This is a genomic window from Veillonella sp. CHU740 (genome assembly GCF_003992055.1).
GTDB lineage: Bacteria > Bacillota > Negativicutes > Veillonellales > Veillonellaceae > F0422.
The window spans coordinates 76,043-95,719 of the sequence record NZ_RQVD01000001.1 but is presented as its reverse complement, the minus strand read 5'-3'; the positions used below and the strand labels follow the sequence as shown (position 1 = coordinate 95,719).

Below are 19,677 nucleotides of genomic sequence, written 5' to 3'. Positions count from 1 at the left end.
TTGATAATTATCCCATTGAAAAACATCTATATAACAGATATAATTTAAATGTATAAAATACAGTGGGAATTATGTACTTGATTTTAATAGGTGTAAAAAGCGTTTGCAGGTGTTATCAAAACGTGTAAGTTGTGATAACAATAGGGGGGGGTAAACAGTTCTCTCCTATATTTATTGTAAAAAATGCATAAATCAATCAAAATAAGTATTGATAATTTTCGATATATTAGGTATAATATACTAGTCAATATGTGTGATTATGTAATGGGCTTATAACCTATATATAAGTGACACACATGAAAACATTAAGTATGTGAACAAATCAGCTGATAGGGTAGTTTGTATTAGCTGACATAACAAAAGTAATTACGTATAGTTATTTTTTAGTGATTAGTACAACAGGAGGAAGAATCACAAATGAACAAGTTATTTAAAGTTATTTGGAGCAAATCCAAGCAATGCTACATCGTAGTATCTGAAGTGGCAAAAAATACGACAGGTAAAAAGAAAATCGCTGTAGCTAGTGTATTAGCAGCGTTAACAGTGGGTGCGCAAGTAGCAACTGTTCATGCGGCGATTCAAGAAGGTACCGTATCTGGTGGTGCTACAGTAGCGCTTGGTAATACAGCTAAGGCAACTAATACTAATGCCATTGCAGTAGGTAAAAATGTTACGGCAGCTGGAAATGGTGCTATCACTATTGGTACAGATGCAACTACTTCTGCAACTAGTACTGGTGCCGTTGCGGTGGGTTCCAGTGTAACAGCTACAGGTGCTGCTTCTACTGCTATTGGTTCTACAGTAGTCGCTAGACAACATGGCTCTACAGCAATTGGTAGTGAAGTTAACGTAGACGGTTATAAATCAGTAGGTCTTGGTTTTGGTATCACTTCTAAGCAAAATGGTACGACTGCCATCGGTTACTTAACAAGAGTATTTGGTAACCAAGCAGTAGCTATTGGTTCCAATATGGTTGCTGGTGAAGAAGGTGTGGATACAGGCGGACAAGTAGCTATTGGTTACAACTCCAGTGCTACAGGTCAAAGTGGTATCGGTATCGGATCTAATGGTACGTCTGCGTCTGGACATAGTACGATTGCCCTTGGTAACACTGCAAAAGCATCCGGCTCTGCGGCTGTCGCTATCGGTAAAAGCACCAAAGCGGAGTTAGATCACTCTGTAGCATTAGGTGAAGGATCCGCTACAGCTGCAACAGATGGTACAGCAACAACAGGTTACTTAACAAATGATGCAGTAAATAACTCTGGAAATGGTATCATTGCTGTAGGTAGTAAACGTGAAAAAAATAGTATTGGTGGAGTTCTTCGTCGTGTCGCTGGTGTAGCTAGTGGTTCTGATGGATACGATGCAGTAAACGTTTTACAATTGAAAGCGTTAAGAAATGCAACGGTAAGCACAGTAACAGTGGTAGATGGAGCGACTACTACAGATTTAGCCCCTATCACTGACGAAACAAATAAAGATGCGCACAAATTAAAATTAGTAGCTGGTAAAAATATTACATTAACAGCAAATGGCAATGCCGTAACAATCGCATCCAAGAGCGAAGTGAGCTCCATTACAAGCTCCAATGCAGATGCAGTGACTGTAACAACAGGAGCAGATGGCAAAGTAAGCGTAACGCCTAATCTAGCATCTGATGTTAATGCGGCTGGTGATGCAAATAAATTAGTAACAGCTGGTAAAGTAAAAGAAGCCCTAGCTGATAAAGTAAGCACTGATAAATTAAATGAAGAGTTAGGTAAAAAAGCAAATGCTGCTGATGTAGCTAATTTGACAAATGGTAAATTAGATAAAACAGCTGAATTACATGTAGTAAAAGGTACCTATGCTGTAGCAGCAGATGGTTCTGTTACATTAAATAAAGCAGATGGAGCAGGTACTGTTAAAAATGACGAAGCAGTAAAAATCACAGGCCTTGCTACAAAAGCATCTGTTGATACATTAACTACAACTGTGGCAGGTAAAGCGGACAAATCCTATGTGGATGGTGAGTTAGGTAAAAAAGCAGATGCAGCAACAGTTACAGCTGAATTGGGTAAAAAAGCTGACGCAGCTACTGTGAATGCAGAATTAGCTAAAAAAGCAAATGCAGCTGATATTGCTAATTTAACAACTGATAAAGTTAACAAAGCTGATGAATTACATGTTAAAAAAGGCACCTATAATATCGAAGCAGATGGCCGCGTTATTTTGAAAAAAGTAGATGCTACAGGCACTGAAAAAGCAGGTGAAGATGTAATCATCGCTGGTGTTGCAAAACAATCTGACATCAATGCAGTTAAAGCTGATTTAGCGACAAAAGTAGGTAATGATACATTTGAAGCTGAGAAAAATCGTGTAAACGGCGAATTGGGTAAAAAATTAGACAAAGCTACTTTTGAAACAGAAAAAGCAAAACTTGCTAGCAAAGAAGATGTCAATGGATTAAAAGAGGTTCTTGCTGGAAAAGTTGATAAAGATACGATTGATAAATTCATCAAAGCTAATGAAAAGAAGGTTTCTGCAGATGAGTTAAATGATCGTATCAATGATGCAAAAGCAGAAAATGAACAAGCTTTAAATGCGGCCAAAGCTGAATTAGGCAATAAAATTACGGAAGCAACAAAAAATAAATTAGATAAATCTGATGAATTGCATGTAATTGCTAAAGAATATGCTGCAGATCAAGCAACTGGTACAGTAACCATAGAGCAAGAAAATGCTAACAATGAAAAACAAGCGGACAAACAATTTACAATCACTGGTTTAGCAACGAAAAAAGATGTTACTGATTTAACAACTAAAGTTGATGCAAAAGCAGAAAAAGCTTATGTAGATGAAGAATTAGGTAAAAAAGCTGATGCAACTACAGTAGCAAATTTAGGTACTGATAAAGTAGATAAAACAGCTGAATTGCATGTAGTGAAAGGTGACTATGCAGTAGCAGCTGATGGTACTGTTACATTAAATAAAGCAGATGGTACTGGTACAGTAAAAGCTGATGAAGCTGTTAAAATTACAGATGTAGCATCTAAAGCTAAATTAGAGGAAGTAAAAGCTGAAGTAACTGCGCAAGGCGAAAAAATCACAGCTGCAGAAGGTAGACTAGATACAGCAGAAGGTAAAATCACAGCTGCAGAAGGTAGATTAGATACAGCAGAAGGCAAAATCACAGCTGCAGAAGGTAGATTAGATACAGCAGAAGGCAAAATCAAAACTGCAGAAGATAAAATCGGCGCAATTGAAAAAAATATTAAAGACAATATTGCCACAAATGCATCTGTTGCAGAAAAATTAAATAACCTAAAAGATGAATTAGGCAACGATACAGCATTGTCCTTCGCAGGGGATGAGACTAAAGATGCAAATGATGCAGCAACAGAAAAAGTAGCTCTTAACTTAAAAGATGGCGTTTTAAAAGTAAAAGGCGCTGAAAACGAAATCAAAACAACAGCTAAAGGTGATACAATCACAGTTGGTTTGTCTGACGCAGTAAAAGAAAAATTGGCTAAAGTTGAAAAATTAGGTGATACAACTGCTGATGGACGTGATGGTGCGAATGGTACAGCAAAAGACACTGGTCTAACTGGTAAAGATGGCTTGAATGGCAAAACATTAACTGACAAAGTGAATGCATTGCGTAATGGTGAAGCTGGTTCTGTGGTGTATACAGATGACAAAGGTAACCGTTTAACAAAAGCTAATAATGGTAACTACTACTTGCCTACAGAGGTTGATGAACATGGTGATCCAGTTGGTACTGCGCAACCTGTGGAGGCAGAAAACTTACAAGCTAGTGTAATGAATCCAGACGGCACCAATAATCCTACTACCTTATCTAACTTGAAAGATGGAAAAATTAAAGCTGACTCCAAAGATGCTGTTACAGGTAACCAATTGCACAAAGCGAAAGATGAAATTGCTACAGCACTTGGTGGTGGTGCAGGTGTGAATGAAGATGGTTCTTTCAAAGCACCTTCTTACACAGTAAAAGATAAAACTGGTACTGATAAAACTGTAAATAATGTAGGTGATGCATTATCTACTATCAATGAACGTTTAAATGAAGCTCATACTGCGACAACCGAAGAACTTGAAAACTTGAAAAAGCTAAAAGGGCTTGACGCTGAAGGTGAAGCGAAAATCAAAGAATTAGCAGGCCAAGCTGTGGATGTTAAAGGCGATAAAAATATTACTATTACTTCTACAATGGAAAATGGTGTTAAAACATTCCATGCTACATTGAGCGAAAAAATTACATTTGGCAAACATGATGCAAATGATACTGATGCCGATCATTCTGATGATCCAGGTGTAGAAGTTGATGGACACGAAGGAACTATCGTAGCTGGTAATCCAGATGGCAATAAAGCAGTTAAAATCGATGGTAAAAACGGTAATGTGACTGTAGGTAATCCAAACGGCGATAAATTTGTTAAACTTGATGCAGAAACTGGTGGCGTACAAGCGAACAAAGTAACTGCAGGTAAAGATGATAAAGCCGTATCCTTAGATGGAGATAAAGGTACAATTACAGCAGGCACAGGTGCTAATGCTGTTGCTATTGATGGCACTAAAGCGCAAATTACAGCTGGTGAAGGCGAAAATAAAGTAGGTATCGATGGTACAAACGGCAGCGTAACAGCTAAAACTGTAAATGCTAAAACTGCTGAATTTGGTGCTCCAGTAGATAAAGATGGAAAACTAGCTAATGGCACAAGTAAAACTACTATCAATAATGATGGTATCTCCGTTAAGAGTGTAGATGCTAATGGTAAAGAATCCACTATCACTATCAAAGATGGCAAGATCACTGGTTTGCAACCTGGTACTGGTCCTAACGATGTAGCTACTGTTGGTCAAGTTCAAGAAGAGATTGCTAAAACTACGGGTCAATTAGGCCAAGTGTTAGAAAAAACTTCCCAACGTGTTGACGAAGTAGGTGCACACTCTGCAGCATTAGCAGCGTTGAACCCATTGAGCTACGATCCATTGAGAAAATCTCAAATCATGGCAGGTATTGGTTCTTACTCTGGTAACCAAGCATTAGCATTAGGTCTTGCACACTATGCGAACGAAAACTTAATGGTAACTGCTGGATTCACAATGGGATCTGGTAAGAGCATGGCAAATCTTGGCGCTACATACCGCTTCGGTAGCGGAGAGCATGATGATCTTCCAGAACGTTACAAAGGTGGTCCAATCTCCTCCGTATATGTAATGCAAGATGAAATTGCAGCGTTGAAAGCAGAAAATGCTAGAAAAGATGCAGAAAATGCAGAAATGAAAGCACAAATTAAAATGCTTATGCAACGTATGGGTATGGCATAAAACTAAATAACAATAGTTAAAACTGAATAACAATAGTTAGAAGTTAACTATGCATACCAAAAAGTGGGTACCAACGTCGAAAGACGTGGTACCCACTTTGCTTTGCTATTTTGTGTAAATTAACTTGAATAACTACTTAATATTCCATTCCTTAGTAGCATCTTCAAATGGTAAAAGCTCCATAGAAACTTTTTTTTCTAAATATTCATTGACGATAGATACATCGTATTCATCTTCGATTTCCTCTAATAGTATTGCTTTTATATATTGGGAGATAGTCATTCCTTTACTTTTGATATGCTGACTAACTAGTTTGTATTCAGTTTCAGAGAAATGTACAGATATAGTAGGCATAGAAATCACTCCTTTTCTTATAGTTATTGTAAAACAGAGCGGGGCATTGTCAAGGCTATAAAATTCAACAGGATTGAATTTATGTAGCATTAGTGTAAACTGTTTATGGGAAAAATAAAATAGAAAAATTCCCCCAAAAGTGCTAGAATGTAATCAAATGATACTTGGTATTAATGTTATATTAGAAAGGAATTTCTATGGCAATCGAGATTGGACAAGTTGGTATGGCTACGGTGATAGTGGAAGCTAACAATACAGCGGAGTACATGGGTAGTGGTACCTTACCTGTGTTTGCCACACCTGCGATGGTGGCATTGATGGAAAAAGCAGCCTATACAGGGCTTCAAGGTGATTTAGGAGACGGCGAAGGATCCGTGGGGATTCGCATGGAAACAAGTCATGAAGCAGCTAGCCCATTAGGCGCAACGATAACTGCAATGGCAACGGTGGTAGCTGTTGACGGTAGAAAAGTAACCTTTGAGGTAGTGGCTAAAGAAGGTGAAAAAGTTATCGGTCGTGGCATACATGAGCGGTTTATTATTAATAATGAGAAGTTCATGAATAAAATTGCCACTTTGTAGTTCATATATGAATTTAGAAGAATTATTATTTTTACTTAGGAGGTTGTGATGAATACAGAAGATGTAAAGGATGTTAAAATCGTCACCACCGAAAATAATAAAGAATTAGAAAAGAGACTTAAAGAACTTTCACAAGAACTGATTGAAGAAAATTATGAATTATATAAAGAATTAGAAAATTGCTGATTCAAATATAGATTCATGATAACATAAGAATAGCGCGATATATTCCTACATGAATTTGTCCTATTATGGGTTCAATTTGGAATATATCGCGCTCTTTACATCTAATGATATTCATATTAAATTTTAATCTTTATCTCTTCCTATAATAGAAGGAGGTGATACTATGACACCATTTGAAAGTTTATCTTTATTGATACAATTTCTTATGCTTGTTATAGTATTTTTAACTTACTTAAACATGTAAGTGAAAAGCCTAACGAATGAGGTCTAGCCACCTCAACACGTTAGGCCATTTCAATTCTCTAGTATCTTGAGATGAGCCTAACGCCTTCGACACGTTATTGGCTCTCTTCTATCATATCTAGTATACTATACTTTCAACGGTATGCCAAATTATTTACTAGTGATACGACGCAAGATCGGGATTAATAGCAAGGCTACTAAGATGCCGATGCCACTAGTTAGGAAGGATGCTGGTAGTCTTGTTACGGCAGCGATATAGCTGTCGAGTACGACCCACCATGCCACGAAGTAACCTGCTGCTGTCCAGATGGCACCGACTAACATGGCTAATAGGATACGAGGGGTAGATACGGAACGAGCAGGAATGGTAGGTCTCCAACCCACTGTTAATAGTCCCACGATAACGCCGGCTAATCCTTTGATTACGATGGAGAACACTGTGTATTGGGAATGGCCCATGATGAGGTCAAAGATGCCAGATCCGATGGCGCCAGCGAGCCCTGCATAGAATCCACCGAAGACAGATGCCATAGAGAATAGTGCTGCGGTTCCTAAGTGTACCATAGCGCCGGTTGGCAATGGAACTTTTATGGTCGTAAATACGATGCATAGGGCGGATAATAATCCGATATAGATAATATCTTTTGTTGTGGATTTTGAGTGAGTATTGTGTGTTGGATACTGTATATTTTGAGGAGCTGTAGGTTTGTTACTTTGAGCAGCTTCTTTTTTGATTTTGTAAGTATTCATAAAATCTCCTTATTGTGGATCTGGAATAGAAATTAAACGATCTAATAGTAGTTCAAGGGCTAAACCGTCACGCAAGGAACCGATTTCTTCGTGGGTGAATTTCACGGCTTCCGTAGTAAATTGGCCTGCAATGCGAGATGCTTCTTCCGGTGTGTAGCCACGTAATACGAGGGCTGTTAAGATAGCTGTGAAAGTATCTCCTGTGCCATGGGCTTTCACCTGTACTAATGGATTGGATACCCAAGTGATGGTGTCTGTGCTGCCACGATAGACGGCAATGAGTGCAGAATCTTCGGATGGTAAGCTAGATAGAACCACATACTCAGGTCCTTGTGCATGCAAACGACGGCACATATCATAGATCACTTCTTCTGATTGAGGCGTTGGATCATAAGGAATATCTAAGAGGAAGCAAGCTTCTGTATAGTTAGGTTTAATCATGTATGCTTTGGTGATGAGCTTGCGCATTTCTTTCACCATTTCGTCGTTATAGATAGAATAGAGTTTGCCATCATCTGCCATCGCAGGGTCTACTACGACTAGTTTATCTTTACCGAAGCGTTCGATGGCATCTTCTACGAGGCGAATTTGTTCTGGTGATGCAAGGAATCCACTTTGAATGGCATCGAAAGTGATGTCATTTTTATTCCAGCAGTTATAAAAGCTTTCAAGGTGGTCAGTAATGTCCACCAATTCAAAGTTAGGATATTCTAAATGATTGCAAAGTACTGCTGTTGGTAAAGGAATCGGTTGACACCGCAAAGCGCTCACCAAAGGAATAAATACGGTTAAGGAACAGCGGCCCACAGAGCTCATATCTTGGATGGATAAAATAGTTGGTACATGTTTCATAGTAAGGTCTCCTTTTCGATAGAGAATATTAAATTGCACATGTAAAATGACTAGTTGATAACTAGGATTACAATCAGTATAACCTGTTTTATGTCATGCGTAAATGCACAGAAAAGATAAAAATGATAGGACAGAAACTTAAAAACTAGAAATTATTTCCATGTTAACGTATAATAAAAGGATACATAACGATAGTTTGGAGAATGATTATGAGTGTTTTAACAGTAACTAATGTAACCCATGGATTTGGGGCAAGACAAATATTAGATGATGCATCCTTTCGGTTATTGAAAGGTGAACACGTAGGGCTAATCGGCGCTAACGGTGAAGGTAAGTCAACGTTTTTAAATATTATTACAGGACACTTGATGCCCGATGAAGGGAAAGTGGAATGGTCCAACCAAGTGACGGTTGGTTATTTGGATCAGCACAGTGTTCTAGAGAAAGGGATGACCATTCGCGATGTATTGCGAGGGGCATTTGATTCTCTCTATGGCATTGAACAACAATTGCAAGATGCCTATTTAGAGATGGGTGATTGTTCGGATGATAGAATGAATGAGCTCATGGAGCTTACCGGCGAATGGCAAGAGATGTTAGAGCAACGTGGTTTCTATGAAATCGATGCTACCATAGAGCGAACTGCCCAAGGCTTAGGGCTGATGGATATTGGTCTTGATCGTGATGTGATGGATTTGAGCGGCGGTCAACGGACGAAGGTATTGCTCACAAAGTTGTTATTAGAGCAACCTACTATTTTGTTGTTAGATGAACCGACGAACTATTTGGATGTGGATCATATTAAATGGTTGCAAAATTATTTGCAAAACTATGAAAATGCCTTTATCTTAATCTCTCATGATGTGGAGTTCTTAAACTCTGTTGTCAATGTGATTTATCATATCGAGCAAGCGCAGCTCACAAGATATACTGGTGATTATTACCAATTCTTAGCAGCTTACGAAGTGAAAAAGCAACAAGCTTTACGCGCTTACGAGCGTCAACAACAAGAAGTGGCAGATATGAAGGACTTCATTCAACGCAACAAAGCTCGTGTGGCTACCCGTGGTATGGCGAACTCCAGAGCGAAGCGCTTAGAAAAAATGGAAATCTTAGAGAAACCACAAGAAAAGATAAAACCATCCTTTGGGTTTAAAGAAGGACGTACCCCGAGTCGTTTCATCGTGGATGCGAAGGACCTTGTATTGGGATATGATGAACCGTTAACTCGACCTGTAGAAGTGGTCATCGAACGAGGTAAGAAAATCGCCATCCAAGGTGTGAATGGTTTAGGGAAAACGACTTTATTAAAAACTTTATTAGGCATGATTCCTGCCCTATCAGGACAGATAGAAAAAGGAGAGTTTTTACAAATTGGTTACTTTGCCCAAGAAGATAGCCGAGATAATTCGAAAACAGCCTTGGATTATATTTGGGATGCCTATCCATCCTTAACCAATTCTGAGGTGCGTGCAGCACTCGCTCGTTGTGGGCTCACCAATGAGCATATTACGAGTCAAATGCGTGTACTATCTGGTGGTGAAAATGCAAAAGTTCGTCTATGTAAATTGATGCAAGAGTCTTATAATGTACTTGTCTTGGACGAACCGACAAACCATTTAGATGTAGATGCGAAGGCAGAATTGGCGCGGGCATTGCAGGCTTTTAAAGGGACGATTGTCCTCGTTTGCCATGAACCAGAATTTTATGAATCTTGGGTGACCGATATTTGGACCATCGAAGATTGGACGACAAAAATTATTTAGGAGATGACTATGAAAGAACAAGCCGTAGCAGGGGTGCGACAGCTATTAGAGGGGCTTGATATCGATGTTGATACACAAGGAATGACAGATACGCCTAACCGCGTAGCTACCTTATTTGAAGGCTTGTTTTCTGGACGTCACAAAACCGGAAAAGAGGCCTTAGGCGATGTATATCCAACGGAGCATACAGGTCTTGTATCGGTGAATCATATCCCCTTTTATTCGATTTGCGAACATCATTTGATGCCGTTCTATGGAAAGGTGCACATTGTGTATCAACCACGGGATGGTAAAGTGTTTGGTTTAGGCCGTTTGAAAGCCTTAGTAGATGTATTTGCTAAGCGACCGCAATTACAGGAACGATTGACCCATGATATTGCTACATCTTTAGTAGAAGATGGAGATGCATTGGGAACGATGGTGATGGTGGAAGCCACACATTTATGCATGCTTATGAAAGGTGAAGTTGCACAAGAAACGGTAGCGAAAACAATCGTCGCCACCGGTATATTAGAACCCGTGGGAACAGTACGGGAAGAAGCTTTGGTGTTATTAGGAGGTAACGATCATGTTTAAGTACCGCAAGTACAATTGGCAAGATGGTAAACAGTTAGAACTAAAAGATCGCACATTGATTATGGGTATTTTGAATGGTACTCCTGATTCCTTTTCCGATGGTGGTCGTTATAACACTTCTGAAACAGCCATAGCTCATGCAAAAGAAATGATACAGCAAGGGGCAGATATCCTTGACGTAGGGGTAGAGTCCACACGTCCAGGGCATACACAAATTTCTGTAGCAGAAGAAATTCAGCGCATGCAAGACATTTTATTGCCCGTCTTAGAGGTAGCAACAGTACCTGTTTCTGTAGATACGTATCGTGCAGAAACAGCTGATTTTGCCTTGTCTCATGGGGCTCATATCTTAAACGATATTTGGGGCTTAAAATATGACAAAGATATGGCGGCAGTAGCGGCAAAATACGATGTCCCAGTGATTATTATGCACAATCAAAACACCACAAATTATGATGATATCATCGACGATATGAAAGCATTCTTTTTCTCATCTGTGGACTTAGCCTTGAAAGAAGGCGTAAAACCACAAAATATATGGCTTGACCCAGGTATTGGCTTTGGCAAAGATTATGCCCAAAATGTGGAGGTCATCCAACGGTTGGGTGAGATTACTGTCTATGAATATCCTGTGTTATTAGCGCCTAGCCGCAAGCGTTTTATCGGTACGATTTTAAATGATCTGCCAGCACAAGAGCGGGATGAAGGAACGGTAGCGACTTGTATTACGGGCATGATTCAAGGTGTTGACATGGTACGTGTACACAATGTAGAAATGCATAAACGGGCTATCACGGTGGCAGATGTGCTATTACGAGGTGAGTGATGGACAGAATTAATTTGCGTAATATGGCGTTTTATGGCTACCATGGTAATTTAGCCAGTGAAAACGAATTAGGACAACGTTTCTTCGTAGATATTTCCATGGCATTAGATCTTTCCAAAGCGGGCCAATCTGATAACTTAGAAGATTCTATTAATTATGCTGAGATTTATGAGCGTACAAAACAGATTGTGGAAGGTAAGACCCAACGTTTGATTGAGCGAGTAGGAACGCTAATTGCGGAAGCCATTTGGGGACACTATGAAGGGCTCATAGGCCTCTCTGTGACAGTGCGTAAACCCGAGGCACCGATTCCTGGTCTCTTTGACCATGTAGAAGTTGTCATTACACGAGGACACATATAATGTATACCTATTATATTGGCATTGGTTCTAATCTAGGTGATCGTGAAAGCTATTTGACATTTGCTACTTCAGAACTGACATGTACAGAAGGGGTTCACAGTGTGGCTCATTCTAGCTGGATAGAAACACCGCCTTGGGGACCAGTGGAACAAGGTCCATTTTTAAATGGTATTGTGAAAGTAGTCTCTAGTATTGAACCAGTAGATATGCTAGATACTATATTGCATATCGAGCGATTAGCAGGAAGACAGAGAGAGATTCATTGGGGACCAAGAACATTAGATTTAGATATCGTTTGGATAGAAGATGGGCAGGGGCATATGGTTCGAGTGAATGAACATAGGTTAGTAGTACCTCATCCGTATTTTTGGGAACGCCTGTTTGTGTTAGAACCTTTGCAAGAGGTATATCCAGACTTCTCGTATCAGGGGGTTCCGATTCGTGTACGATTAGAGGAATTACGAAGTGTAGAGTCCTAACTAGAAGTACTATCCTTAGTAGGGATAGCTTTTAAACGTTGTATAACTAACATTTCCTGACCATAGGAAATGCATACATAGATAAGGAGCAGAATAGATGGGTTCTTTTTTTAGAAGAGGATGGGTAAAGTTCATCCTTCTCATGTTTATATTTACAGTGGTTACATCGCCAGTAGTGGTTCTCTTTGGGCCCTTTGATAATATTAAGCGCACAGTGGTAGGAGCCATATTGCGATCTCGTCACCCACAATATATTACGTGGTTGTTTAGTCCAGAGGAAATACAAAATATCGTAGGTACCGTAGGGACTGGTGAAAGTCAGGAGTTGTTTAGCTTTGATGTGAAAGATGACAATTCCTTGAATCTACGTAAAATTGAGTCTACCCGATACACAGGATTTTTATTAGAAATTCCAGACCCTAGACGTATTCAAGTAGCTACGGCTCCCCAGTTAAATGAAAAAGGAGAAACCACTAGTAACATTGCTCGCTTGAATGGTGCTGTGGCAGCCATTAATGGCGGTGGTTTCCATGATCCGAATGGTACTGGTACAGGTCGATCTCCCTATGGTTTTATTTTGCATGATGGAGAATACGTGATCGGTAAAGATGTAGGACCTGATGAAGAAGTTGATTTTATCGGTTTTACGAAGTCCGGTAACTTGATTGCAGGAACGTATAATAAGCGGGAATTAAAAGAAATGGGAGCCAAAGAAGGCCTTACATTTGGGCCTCCATTGATTGTGAACGGCAAAAAGATGATCACTGATGGAGATGGTGGTTGGGGTATTGGACCTCGTACTGCTATTGCGCAAAAGAAAGATGGTACCGTATTATTTTTAGTCATCGATGGACGTCAAGCTTATTCTGCAGGGGCCACATTGCGTGATGTGCAGGATATTTTGTACCAAGAGGGCGCTGTGATTGCGGCTAACTTAGATGGTGGTTCCAGTACCACATTGTATTACAATGGAAAAACTGTGAATAAACCAGCAGATTTATTAGGTGAACGGATGATTCCTACTGTATTTATCGTAAAATAGGAGAGTCTATGAATACGTTTGGAAAAGTAACAACAGCCTTTTTGTTAGGCTTAGTTTTACAAGGTGGTATCTATGTATACTTAGACCAAGTATATTTGGCGCCCACCACGCACTTTCAGGTGACAAATGGAGAAGAAGTAGATAAGAATTTCCCTGACGTAAAAGAAGGGACTCGCTATTATTCTCATGACCATAAATATATGGCGGTAGTAGAGCAAAATAAAGTTGACATTTATACAGCGGGTAAAGAAGCACCTGTGACGTTAGATTTAAAAGAACGTGAAGTGTCGTATTTTGAATGGATGTCAGACCGTAATTTAGCCATTGTAGGATTATATGGCGGTCATCATAATGATATTGTACTGGCTCGTATTGATCCAGAGGCGCCAGACCATGAAATTGATACGACTATTAATTCGGTGCCAGCGGGATCTCGCATTACCGATGTGGCTTACTCTGCAGCGACCAATGTGGTGTATATGAAAGTTCGTGTCGGTGATGGGGCGTACCGTGTATACCGGACGGATGCTAACTATGATACTCGCCGTGTATATATGCAAGCCTCTGATATCGGTCGTATTGGCATGTTTTATAATGAAGATCGCTTCTTCTATGATAATGCTCGTACAGGTGATGTGTTTATGTTCAACGGCACAGAAGGCGGTTGGCGAGCTATTAACCCACCGGGTAAATTCCGCTTGATCGGTGTCACACAGGGCCAACAGATCTACATTGTAAAAGTGGATGACAAAAATAGAGCATTAGAAGCCTATGAAGGTAAGTTAGGTGTAGGGTTTAATAAAATTTATACCTACGATAACCCAAAAGAATTAACAGACATTACTGTTGAGTCTATTCTAAAGGATAAAGAAGCGGGAAATGATAGCCAATCTGGGGATAAGAAAAAACAATAGATGGATTTCTGCAATGAGAAAATTCACTGTTTTTAGGAAAAGCTATAACAATTAGTCATAATAAAAACAAAATTTTACATAATATATGAAAAGGAAGTCATACAATGGCAAAATTTAAAATTCAAAAAGGCTTAAGCGATGCAGATATGATGAAAGGGTTTCAGGAACAAGAAACATTTGAAACGGCTATATTGAAAGATGATGCCACTACAGTGCGCAAAGCGAATAACAAGCCTAACCCTACAAAAACGGATGATGATTTTTATCAAGAATTTTTAACAGAGCGGATAAAAACAGAAATTGGCAAGCTCTTACTAGCTATTAAGATGGATTACTACAAAGAAGATGTGAAAGACTTTTCTATCCAAGTCAAAAGAAATGGGAAGGATATTGTCTTAGAGACGTCTCCAAAAAAGCTTAAATAAGTCGTCGCTGTTGACAATTGATATCGTTAAAAAATACTTAAAATCCCCCTAAAATAGTGGAAAAACATGGAAGCATATCGATAAAATTCATATGACTAAAAAGCATGTAATTTGGTTGACAAATATCACGTTTAGTAGTCTAATATAGTTATGTACATTTACATGAGATAACTTAGACTCATGTATTTAATAATTCCCCTTCCATCGAGAGGAAACGTCTTGATAGGAAAGGGTCAATGTGAAGGAGAAGGATTATGAGTGCAAAAAGAGTAAGATTAGTTGAAACAGTTCTTCGTGATGGTCATCAATCTATTTTGGCTACACGTATGCGCATGAAACACATGCTTCCAGCATTACAACAATTAGATGAAATTGGTTATGATGCATTAGAGTGCTGGGGTGGTGCTACATTTGATAGCTGTATTCGTTTCTTGGACGAAAACCCTTGGGAACGTCTTCGTACTTTAAAAGCAAACTTAAAAAATACACCTCTACAAATGTTGCTTCGTGGCCAAAACTTATTGGGTTACAAACATTATGCAGATGATGTTGTAGAAGCTTTCGTTCGCAAAGCAAAAGAAAACGGCATGGACCGTATCCGTATTTTTGACGCATTGAATGATCCTCGCAACATGCGTGCAGCTATCGAAGCTGGTAACAAAGCTGGTGTTCATGTACAAGGTACAATGGTTTACACAATCAGCCCAGTTCACACAAATGAAAGTTTCGTAAAAGTAGCTCGTGAATTAAAAGAAATGGGTATCGATTCCCTTTGTATCAAAGATATGTCTGGCTTGTTAGCTCCATATGATGCAGAATCCTTAGTAAAAGACTTACGCAAAGAATTCGGCGACAAATTCGATATCGATTTACACAGCCATTTCACTTGCGGTTTAGCATCTGCTACTTACTTAAAAGCAGTAGAAGCTGGTGTTGATATCATCGACACTGCATTGAGCCCATTCGGTCATGCAACTAGCCAACCAGCAACTGAATCTATCGTAGAAATCTTCAAAGGCACTCCATATGACACTGGTTTAGACCTTGCTAAAATGCGTGAATTAGCTACATACTTCCGTGGCGTTCGTAAAGAAATCGCTGATGAATTCGGCTTAACTCCAGCTCATGAAGTATTGCCAGAAGTTCGTCATTACCAAATCCCTGGCGGTATGTTGTCCAACACTCAAAACCAATTGAAAGAAATGGGTATGGCTGATAAATTCTTCGACGTAATGGATGAAATGCCACGCGTTCGTGAAGATCTTGGCTTCCCTCCATTGGTAACTCCAACATCCCAAATCGTTGGTACAATGGCTATGATGAACGTATTGTTCCAATCTCAAGGAAACCCTCGTTATATGACTACTCCAGCTGAAGTAAAAGACTTAGTTCGTGGTAAATACGGTGCTCTTCCAGCAGCTGTAAAACCAGAAATCAAAGAATTGATCATTGGAGATGAAACTCCTATCACTCATCGTCCAGCTGATGATGTAGCTCCAGAAATGGAAAAAATGCGTGCTGACTTAGAAGCTAAAGGCTTCACTGGCGTAACTGAAGAAGACGTATTAACATACGCTATGTTCCCAGAAGTGGCACTTCAATACTTCGAAAAACATGCAACACCTGTAACTCAAAAAGTATTGAACTACAAAGGTGAATAATTAATCCTTTCATTCACATACAAAAGGCGACCTCTTCGGAGGTCGCTTTTGTTATGCCTATATTTTCCACACGAATAGAAATAGATGTGCTATAATACAAATATAAGACTTACTAGATGATAGGAGAGGTGACTATGTCTGACCTAAAAAGAACTCCCAAAAGACGTGTCAAAAAGTCCTCAAAACGAATGTGGGGAATAGTGCGTCTAGTTCTTGCCGTATTTTTCCTAATTGCTTTGATACAACAAGGGTATACATTGTATAGCCTACATCAAGAAAAGCAACAGCTAGAGCAGCAATTAGAAGATCTTAAAAAAGAGAATGAAACCTTATCGGAGCAAAAAAAACTCTTAGAGGATAATAAACATATTGAAAGTGTAGCTCGAGAAGAGTTAGGCCTTGTAAAACCAGGGGAAGTTCCTTATGTACGATAAGGGAAAGTGATACATTTGTATCACTTTTTTTGTGTCATATATAGAGCAGTGTATAGAATAGATAGGATGTGAGTGATGATGGAAACGTCAGTTACTATAGAAACAGGAACTAAGATAGGAATTGTGGATTTAGGGTCAAATTCGTTTCGCCTTTTGTTAGGTGAGTATCACAGAGGGACATGGAAGAATCAGCCGAAGCAGTTGTGGACTACACGCTTAGGACAACGTGATGATAGAGGGCAGCTGACAGAGGAAGCGATAGCTAGAGGATTAGAGGCATTACAAGAAATACATAGAGTCATGGATGAATATGGCGCTACTGTACGGATAGGTCTTGCTACGAGTGCAATTCGTGAAGCTGGAAATGGTAAGGACTTTTTAGAGCGGGCCCAACAAGTATGTCCTATGGAATATCGAATTTTGTCCGGTGAAGAAGAGGCTACCTTTGGATTTAGAGGGGCAACGGTGTATGAAGCGCCAGACTTTCATTATGCGACCATTGATGTAGGCGGTGGCAGTACAGAGATTGCTGTAGGCAATGATGGGCAAGTCTATGGAGCAAAGTCTTATCCAGCAGGAGCTGTTCGCATGCAAAGTTTGTCATTAGAAGGGCCACAAAGGGTGTGGGAAGAAACGGCTCCCATGTGGGAACCTTTACCTATTGAAGGTCAATTTGGGGAGTTTATTGCCATAGGTGGTACGGCTACAACATTAGCTGCTATAGATTTGAAGATGGAAACCTATGACCCAGCACAGATACAAGGTCACCGATTAGATCGGGGGACTATTGAAGCTATGATTTTACAACTTCGGTATATGAGTCGTGAAGAACGATTACAGGTGCCAGGATTACAACCGGGGCGTGTAGATATCATTGTGCCAGGAGCTGAGATTATTACATCACTGATGGATACGTATCAAATTGGCTCTATTGTAATCAGTGAATCGGATGGATTAGAAGGGTGGCAATCACAATATGGTGGAAGATAATTCCTATTATTCTTGGGCACCCTTAGTAGATAGCTTGCTAGATGCCTATGAAAGTCAAGGCGACTTTCAAACGGTGATAGAAGTAGAAAAAGCGAATGAAACACGGAAACATGTGAAGATGGTGGTGCCTTTACTGACGATGGAAGAATTGGCGGAGCAAGTGGATCACAGTCGTGCCGTGTTGAACCGATTTTATGGAGAGACTTGTATCAATCAGTATCATACATATCGGAAACGAATGGCTAGTGGTATCCAGCCTATGTCACGAAGCCAAGAAAAAACTCTGTATGGGGAATCTTGGAAGATAGTACAGGCGCTGCGAGCGAGTGTGACAGCCTCCATGAAAGAGGAAATTATGAAAGAAACTCCTATATTGCTAGCATGCTCTGGAGGTGTAGATTCCATTGCATTGCTGCACTTTTTGTATCTAGAAGGGTTTACGCAAGTAGGGGTCTTTACGATGGATCATGGACTTCGTCCTGAAGCGGTAGAGGAAGTATCTCTCGTGGAATGGTATGCGTTGCAATTCGGCATGCCTTGCTATTCTGTACAAGAGGCGGTAGAAGAGAAGGCAGCACACCACAAGGTATCCTTTGAAATGATGGGGCGAGAATTGCGATATCAGCATTTGCGACGTATTGCAGATGAAGAAGGCTATGAGTATATAGTGACAGCCCATCATAAGGATGATCAAGCAGAGACTGTATTAGCTCATATGCTTAGAGGAGCTGGATTAGAAGGGTTGCAGGGGATGCAAGCTGTTGCGGATGATATATGGAGACCTTGTCTGTCTGTGCCTAAGGAAATGTTAATACAGTATGCGCAATGGTTACATTGCTTTCATGGGGCAGATGCATCGAATCAAGATACTACATATGATAGAAATTGGATTCGTCAAATCCTTGTGCCTACATGTGAGGAGCGATATCCAGGTGCTGTCGATGCACTGAACAGAATGAGTCGATTAGTACAACAAGATATGTCCTATTTGCAAGGTGAAGTAGAGCGCCTAGAAAAGCAATACGTGCAACGAGAAGGAAATAGTATTGTATTAGATAAGAGAGGCTTGTTAGGCGAGCATGATGCTTTGGTAAGTCGATTGTGGAAACGTCTACTAAGTCCTTATGTACGTGGAGAACAACTGGGGCAAAAGGTAGTAGATGCACTACTTTCACTGGTGAAAGGGCCAAAAGGAAAAGAATTTCATTGGCGTCAGGTGCAAGTTTTTACGTCATATGATACAATTAAGGTTGTTCTATGTGGTGACATAGAAAATAAAGAGACCTGATTGAAAGGGAGTTACTATGATACAAGAAGTAAAAGAAATCTTACTGACAGAAGAACAAATTCAAAAACGAGTGGCCGAATTAGGCCGTCAAATTACAGAAGATTATGCAGGTAAAGAAGTGGTCCTAGTAGGTGTGTTAAAGGGAGCTATCGTGTTTTTTACTGATTTAGCACGCCAAATACAAGGGGATGTGAAGATGGATTTTATCTCCTGCTCTAGCTATGGTAGTAGTACCGTGAGCAGCGGCGTAGTTCGTATTTTAAAGGATTTGGATCGCCCTGTTGAAGGCAAACATGTGATTGTAGTAGAAGACATTGTGGACACTGGTACCACACTGTCCTATTTATTGGAAAACTTACAATCTCGTAAGGCAGCTAGTGTCCGTCTATGTTCTTTGTTGAATAAACCGGATCGTCGCAAAGTTGATGTTCATGTAGATTATGAAGGTTTTGTGATTCCAGATGAGTTCGTAATCGGTTATGGCTTGGATTTTGATGAAAAATATCGTCACTTGCCATATATTGGGATTTTAAAAGAAGAGGTATATCAATAATCGTTGATATATTCGACAAAATTTGATATGATTAATAAGTATCAATATAGTTTATATTGTT

The 19,677-nt window shown here is 39.8% G+C and carries 20 protein-coding genes; 17 read left to right on the top strand and 3 right to left on the bottom strand.

All coding sequences use genetic code 11. The features are described 5' to 3' along the window. Nucleotides 1-417: 417 nt before the first annotated feature. Nucleotides 418-5,334, top strand: a complete 4,917-nt coding sequence (locus tag EO115_RS00470; RefSeq protein WP_126937035.1) for a YadA-like family protein — start codon at nt 418-420, stop codon at nt 5,332-5,334. 132 nt (nt 5,335-5,466) lie between these two features. Here EO115_RS00470 and relB read toward each other — a convergent pair whose 3' ends face one another. Continuing rightward, nucleotides 5,467-5,688: a type II toxin-antitoxin system RelB family antitoxin gene (gene relB, locus EO115_RS00465; RefSeq protein ID WP_126937034.1), complete on the bottom strand. Its 222-nt coding sequence runs from the start codon at nt 5,686-5,688 to the stop codon at nt 5,467-5,469. Nucleotides 5,689-5,885: 197 nt separating this feature from the next. Here relB and EO115_RS00460 point away from each other — a divergent pair, with 197 nt between their 5' ends. The 3 genes from EO115_RS00460 to EO115_RS08535 all read left to right on the top strand — a co-directional run bounded on the left by EO115_RS00460 (nt 5,886) and on the right by EO115_RS08535 (nt 6,699). After that, nucleotides 5,886-6,269, top strand: coding sequence for a thioesterase family protein (locus tag EO115_RS00460; RefSeq protein ID WP_126937033.1), 384 nt, complete (start codon nt 5,886-5,888; stop codon nt 6,267-6,269). A 48-nt stretch (nt 6,270-6,317) separates the two neighbouring features. Further along, nucleotides 6,318-6,455: a hypothetical protein gene (locus tag EO115_RS08345; RefSeq protein ID WP_164724009.1), complete on the top strand. Its 138-nt coding sequence runs from the start codon at nt 6,318-6,320 to the stop codon at nt 6,453-6,455. A 163-nt stretch (nt 6,456-6,618) separates the two neighbouring features. Further along, complete coding sequence (locus tag EO115_RS08535; RefSeq protein WP_371413233.1) at nt 6,619-6,699, top strand: putative holin-like toxin; 81 nt, start codon at nt 6,619-6,621, stop codon at nt 6,697-6,699. 149 nt (nt 6,700-6,848) lie between these two features. Here the strand turns inward: EO115_RS08535 and EO115_RS00455 are convergent, their stop codons facing one another. Both EO115_RS00455 and EO115_RS00450 read right to left on the bottom strand, forming a co-directional pair. Continuing rightward, nucleotides 6,849-7,448 carry an ECF transporter S component gene (locus tag EO115_RS00455; RefSeq protein WP_126937032.1) on the bottom strand — a complete coding sequence of 200 codons (600 nt, stop codon included), beginning with the start codon at nt 7,446-7,448 and terminating at the stop codon, nt 6,849-6,851. Between the two features lie 9 nt (nt 7,449-7,457). Continuing rightward, nucleotides 7,458-8,300, bottom strand: coding sequence for a pyridoxamine kinase (locus tag EO115_RS00450; RefSeq protein WP_126937031.1), 843 nt, complete (start codon nt 8,298-8,300; stop codon nt 7,458-7,460). Nucleotides 8,301-8,509: 209 nt separating this feature from the next. On the opposite strand from EO115_RS00450, the gene EO115_RS00445 reads away from it, so the two are divergent. The 13 genes from EO115_RS00445 to hpt all read left to right on the top strand — a co-directional run bounded on the left by EO115_RS00445 (nt 8,510) and on the right by hpt (nt 19,616). Then, nucleotides 8,510-10,066, top strand: coding sequence for an ABC-F family ATP-binding cassette domain-containing protein (locus EO115_RS00445; RefSeq protein ID WP_126937030.1), 1,557 nt, complete (start codon nt 8,510-8,512; stop codon nt 10,064-10,066). A gap of 9 nt (nt 10,067-10,075) precedes the next feature. Then, nucleotides 10,076-10,642, top strand: a complete 567-nt coding sequence (gene folE, locus EO115_RS00440; protein WP_126937029.1) for a GTP cyclohydrolase I — start codon at nt 10,076-10,078, stop codon at nt 10,640-10,642. Beyond that, nucleotides 10,635-11,468, top strand: a complete 834-nt coding sequence (gene folP / locus EO115_RS00435; RefSeq protein WP_126937028.1) for a dihydropteroate synthase — start codon at nt 10,635-10,637, stop codon at nt 11,466-11,468. Before folE ends, folP begins: the two co-directional genes overlap by 8 nt. Continuing rightward, nucleotides 11,468-11,830 (top strand): dihydroneopterin aldolase, encoded by a 363-nt coding sequence (gene folB, locus EO115_RS00430; RefSeq protein WP_126937027.1) that lies wholly within the window; start codon nt 11,468-11,470, stop codon nt 11,828-11,830. The genes folP and folB overlap by 1 nt, the downstream gene beginning before the upstream one ends. Further along, nucleotides 11,830-12,309 carry a 2-amino-4-hydroxy-6-hydroxymethyldihydropteridine diphosphokinase gene (gene folK, locus EO115_RS00425; RefSeq protein ID WP_126937026.1) on the top strand — a complete coding sequence of 160 codons (480 nt, stop codon included), beginning with the start codon at nt 11,830-11,832 and terminating at the stop codon, nt 12,307-12,309. Before folB ends, folK begins: the two co-directional genes overlap by 1 nt. Before the next feature lie 97 nt (nt 12,310-12,406). Continuing rightward, nucleotides 12,407-13,351 carry a phosphodiester glycosidase family protein gene (locus EO115_RS00420; RefSeq protein WP_126937025.1) on the top strand — a complete coding sequence of 315 codons (945 nt, stop codon included), beginning with the start codon at nt 12,407-12,409 and terminating at the stop codon, nt 13,349-13,351. A gap of 8 nt (nt 13,352-13,359) precedes the next feature. Then, nucleotides 13,360-14,265: a hypothetical protein gene (locus tag EO115_RS00415; protein ID WP_126937024.1), complete on the top strand. Its 906-nt coding sequence runs from the start codon at nt 13,360-13,362 to the stop codon at nt 14,263-14,265. 104 nt (nt 14,266-14,369) lie between these two features. Further along, nucleotides 14,370-14,690, top strand: coding sequence for a hypothetical protein (locus EO115_RS00410; RefSeq protein WP_126937023.1), 321 nt, complete (start codon nt 14,370-14,372; stop codon nt 14,688-14,690). A 254-nt stretch (nt 14,691-14,944) separates the two neighbouring features. After that, complete coding sequence (locus tag EO115_RS00405; RefSeq protein WP_126937022.1) at nt 14,945-16,351, top strand: pyruvate carboxylase subunit B; 1,407 nt, start codon at nt 14,945-14,947, stop codon at nt 16,349-16,351. A 134-nt stretch (nt 16,352-16,485) separates the two neighbouring features. Then, nucleotides 16,486-16,785, top strand: a complete 300-nt coding sequence (locus EO115_RS00400; RefSeq protein ID WP_126937021.1) for a septum formation initiator family protein — start codon at nt 16,486-16,488, stop codon at nt 16,783-16,785. A gap of 75 nt (nt 16,786-16,860) precedes the next feature. Then, entirely contained in the window at nt 16,861-17,775 is a 915-nt protein-coding gene (locus EO115_RS00395) for a phosphatase (protein ID WP_371413230.1), read from the top strand. Next, nucleotides 17,762-19,063: a tRNA lysidine(34) synthetase TilS gene (tilS, locus tag EO115_RS00390; protein WP_126937020.1), complete on the top strand. Its 1,302-nt coding sequence runs from the start codon at nt 17,762-17,764 to the stop codon at nt 19,061-19,063. The genes EO115_RS00395 and tilS overlap by 14 nt, the downstream gene beginning before the upstream one ends. 16 nt (nt 19,064-19,079) lie before the next feature. Next, a complete protein-coding gene (hpt, locus tag EO115_RS00385) occupies nt 19,080-19,616 on the top strand; it encodes a hypoxanthine phosphoribosyltransferase (protein WP_126937019.1) in 537 nt (178 codons plus the stop codon). The last annotated feature ends 61 nt before the right edge of the window (nt 19,617-19,677 follow it).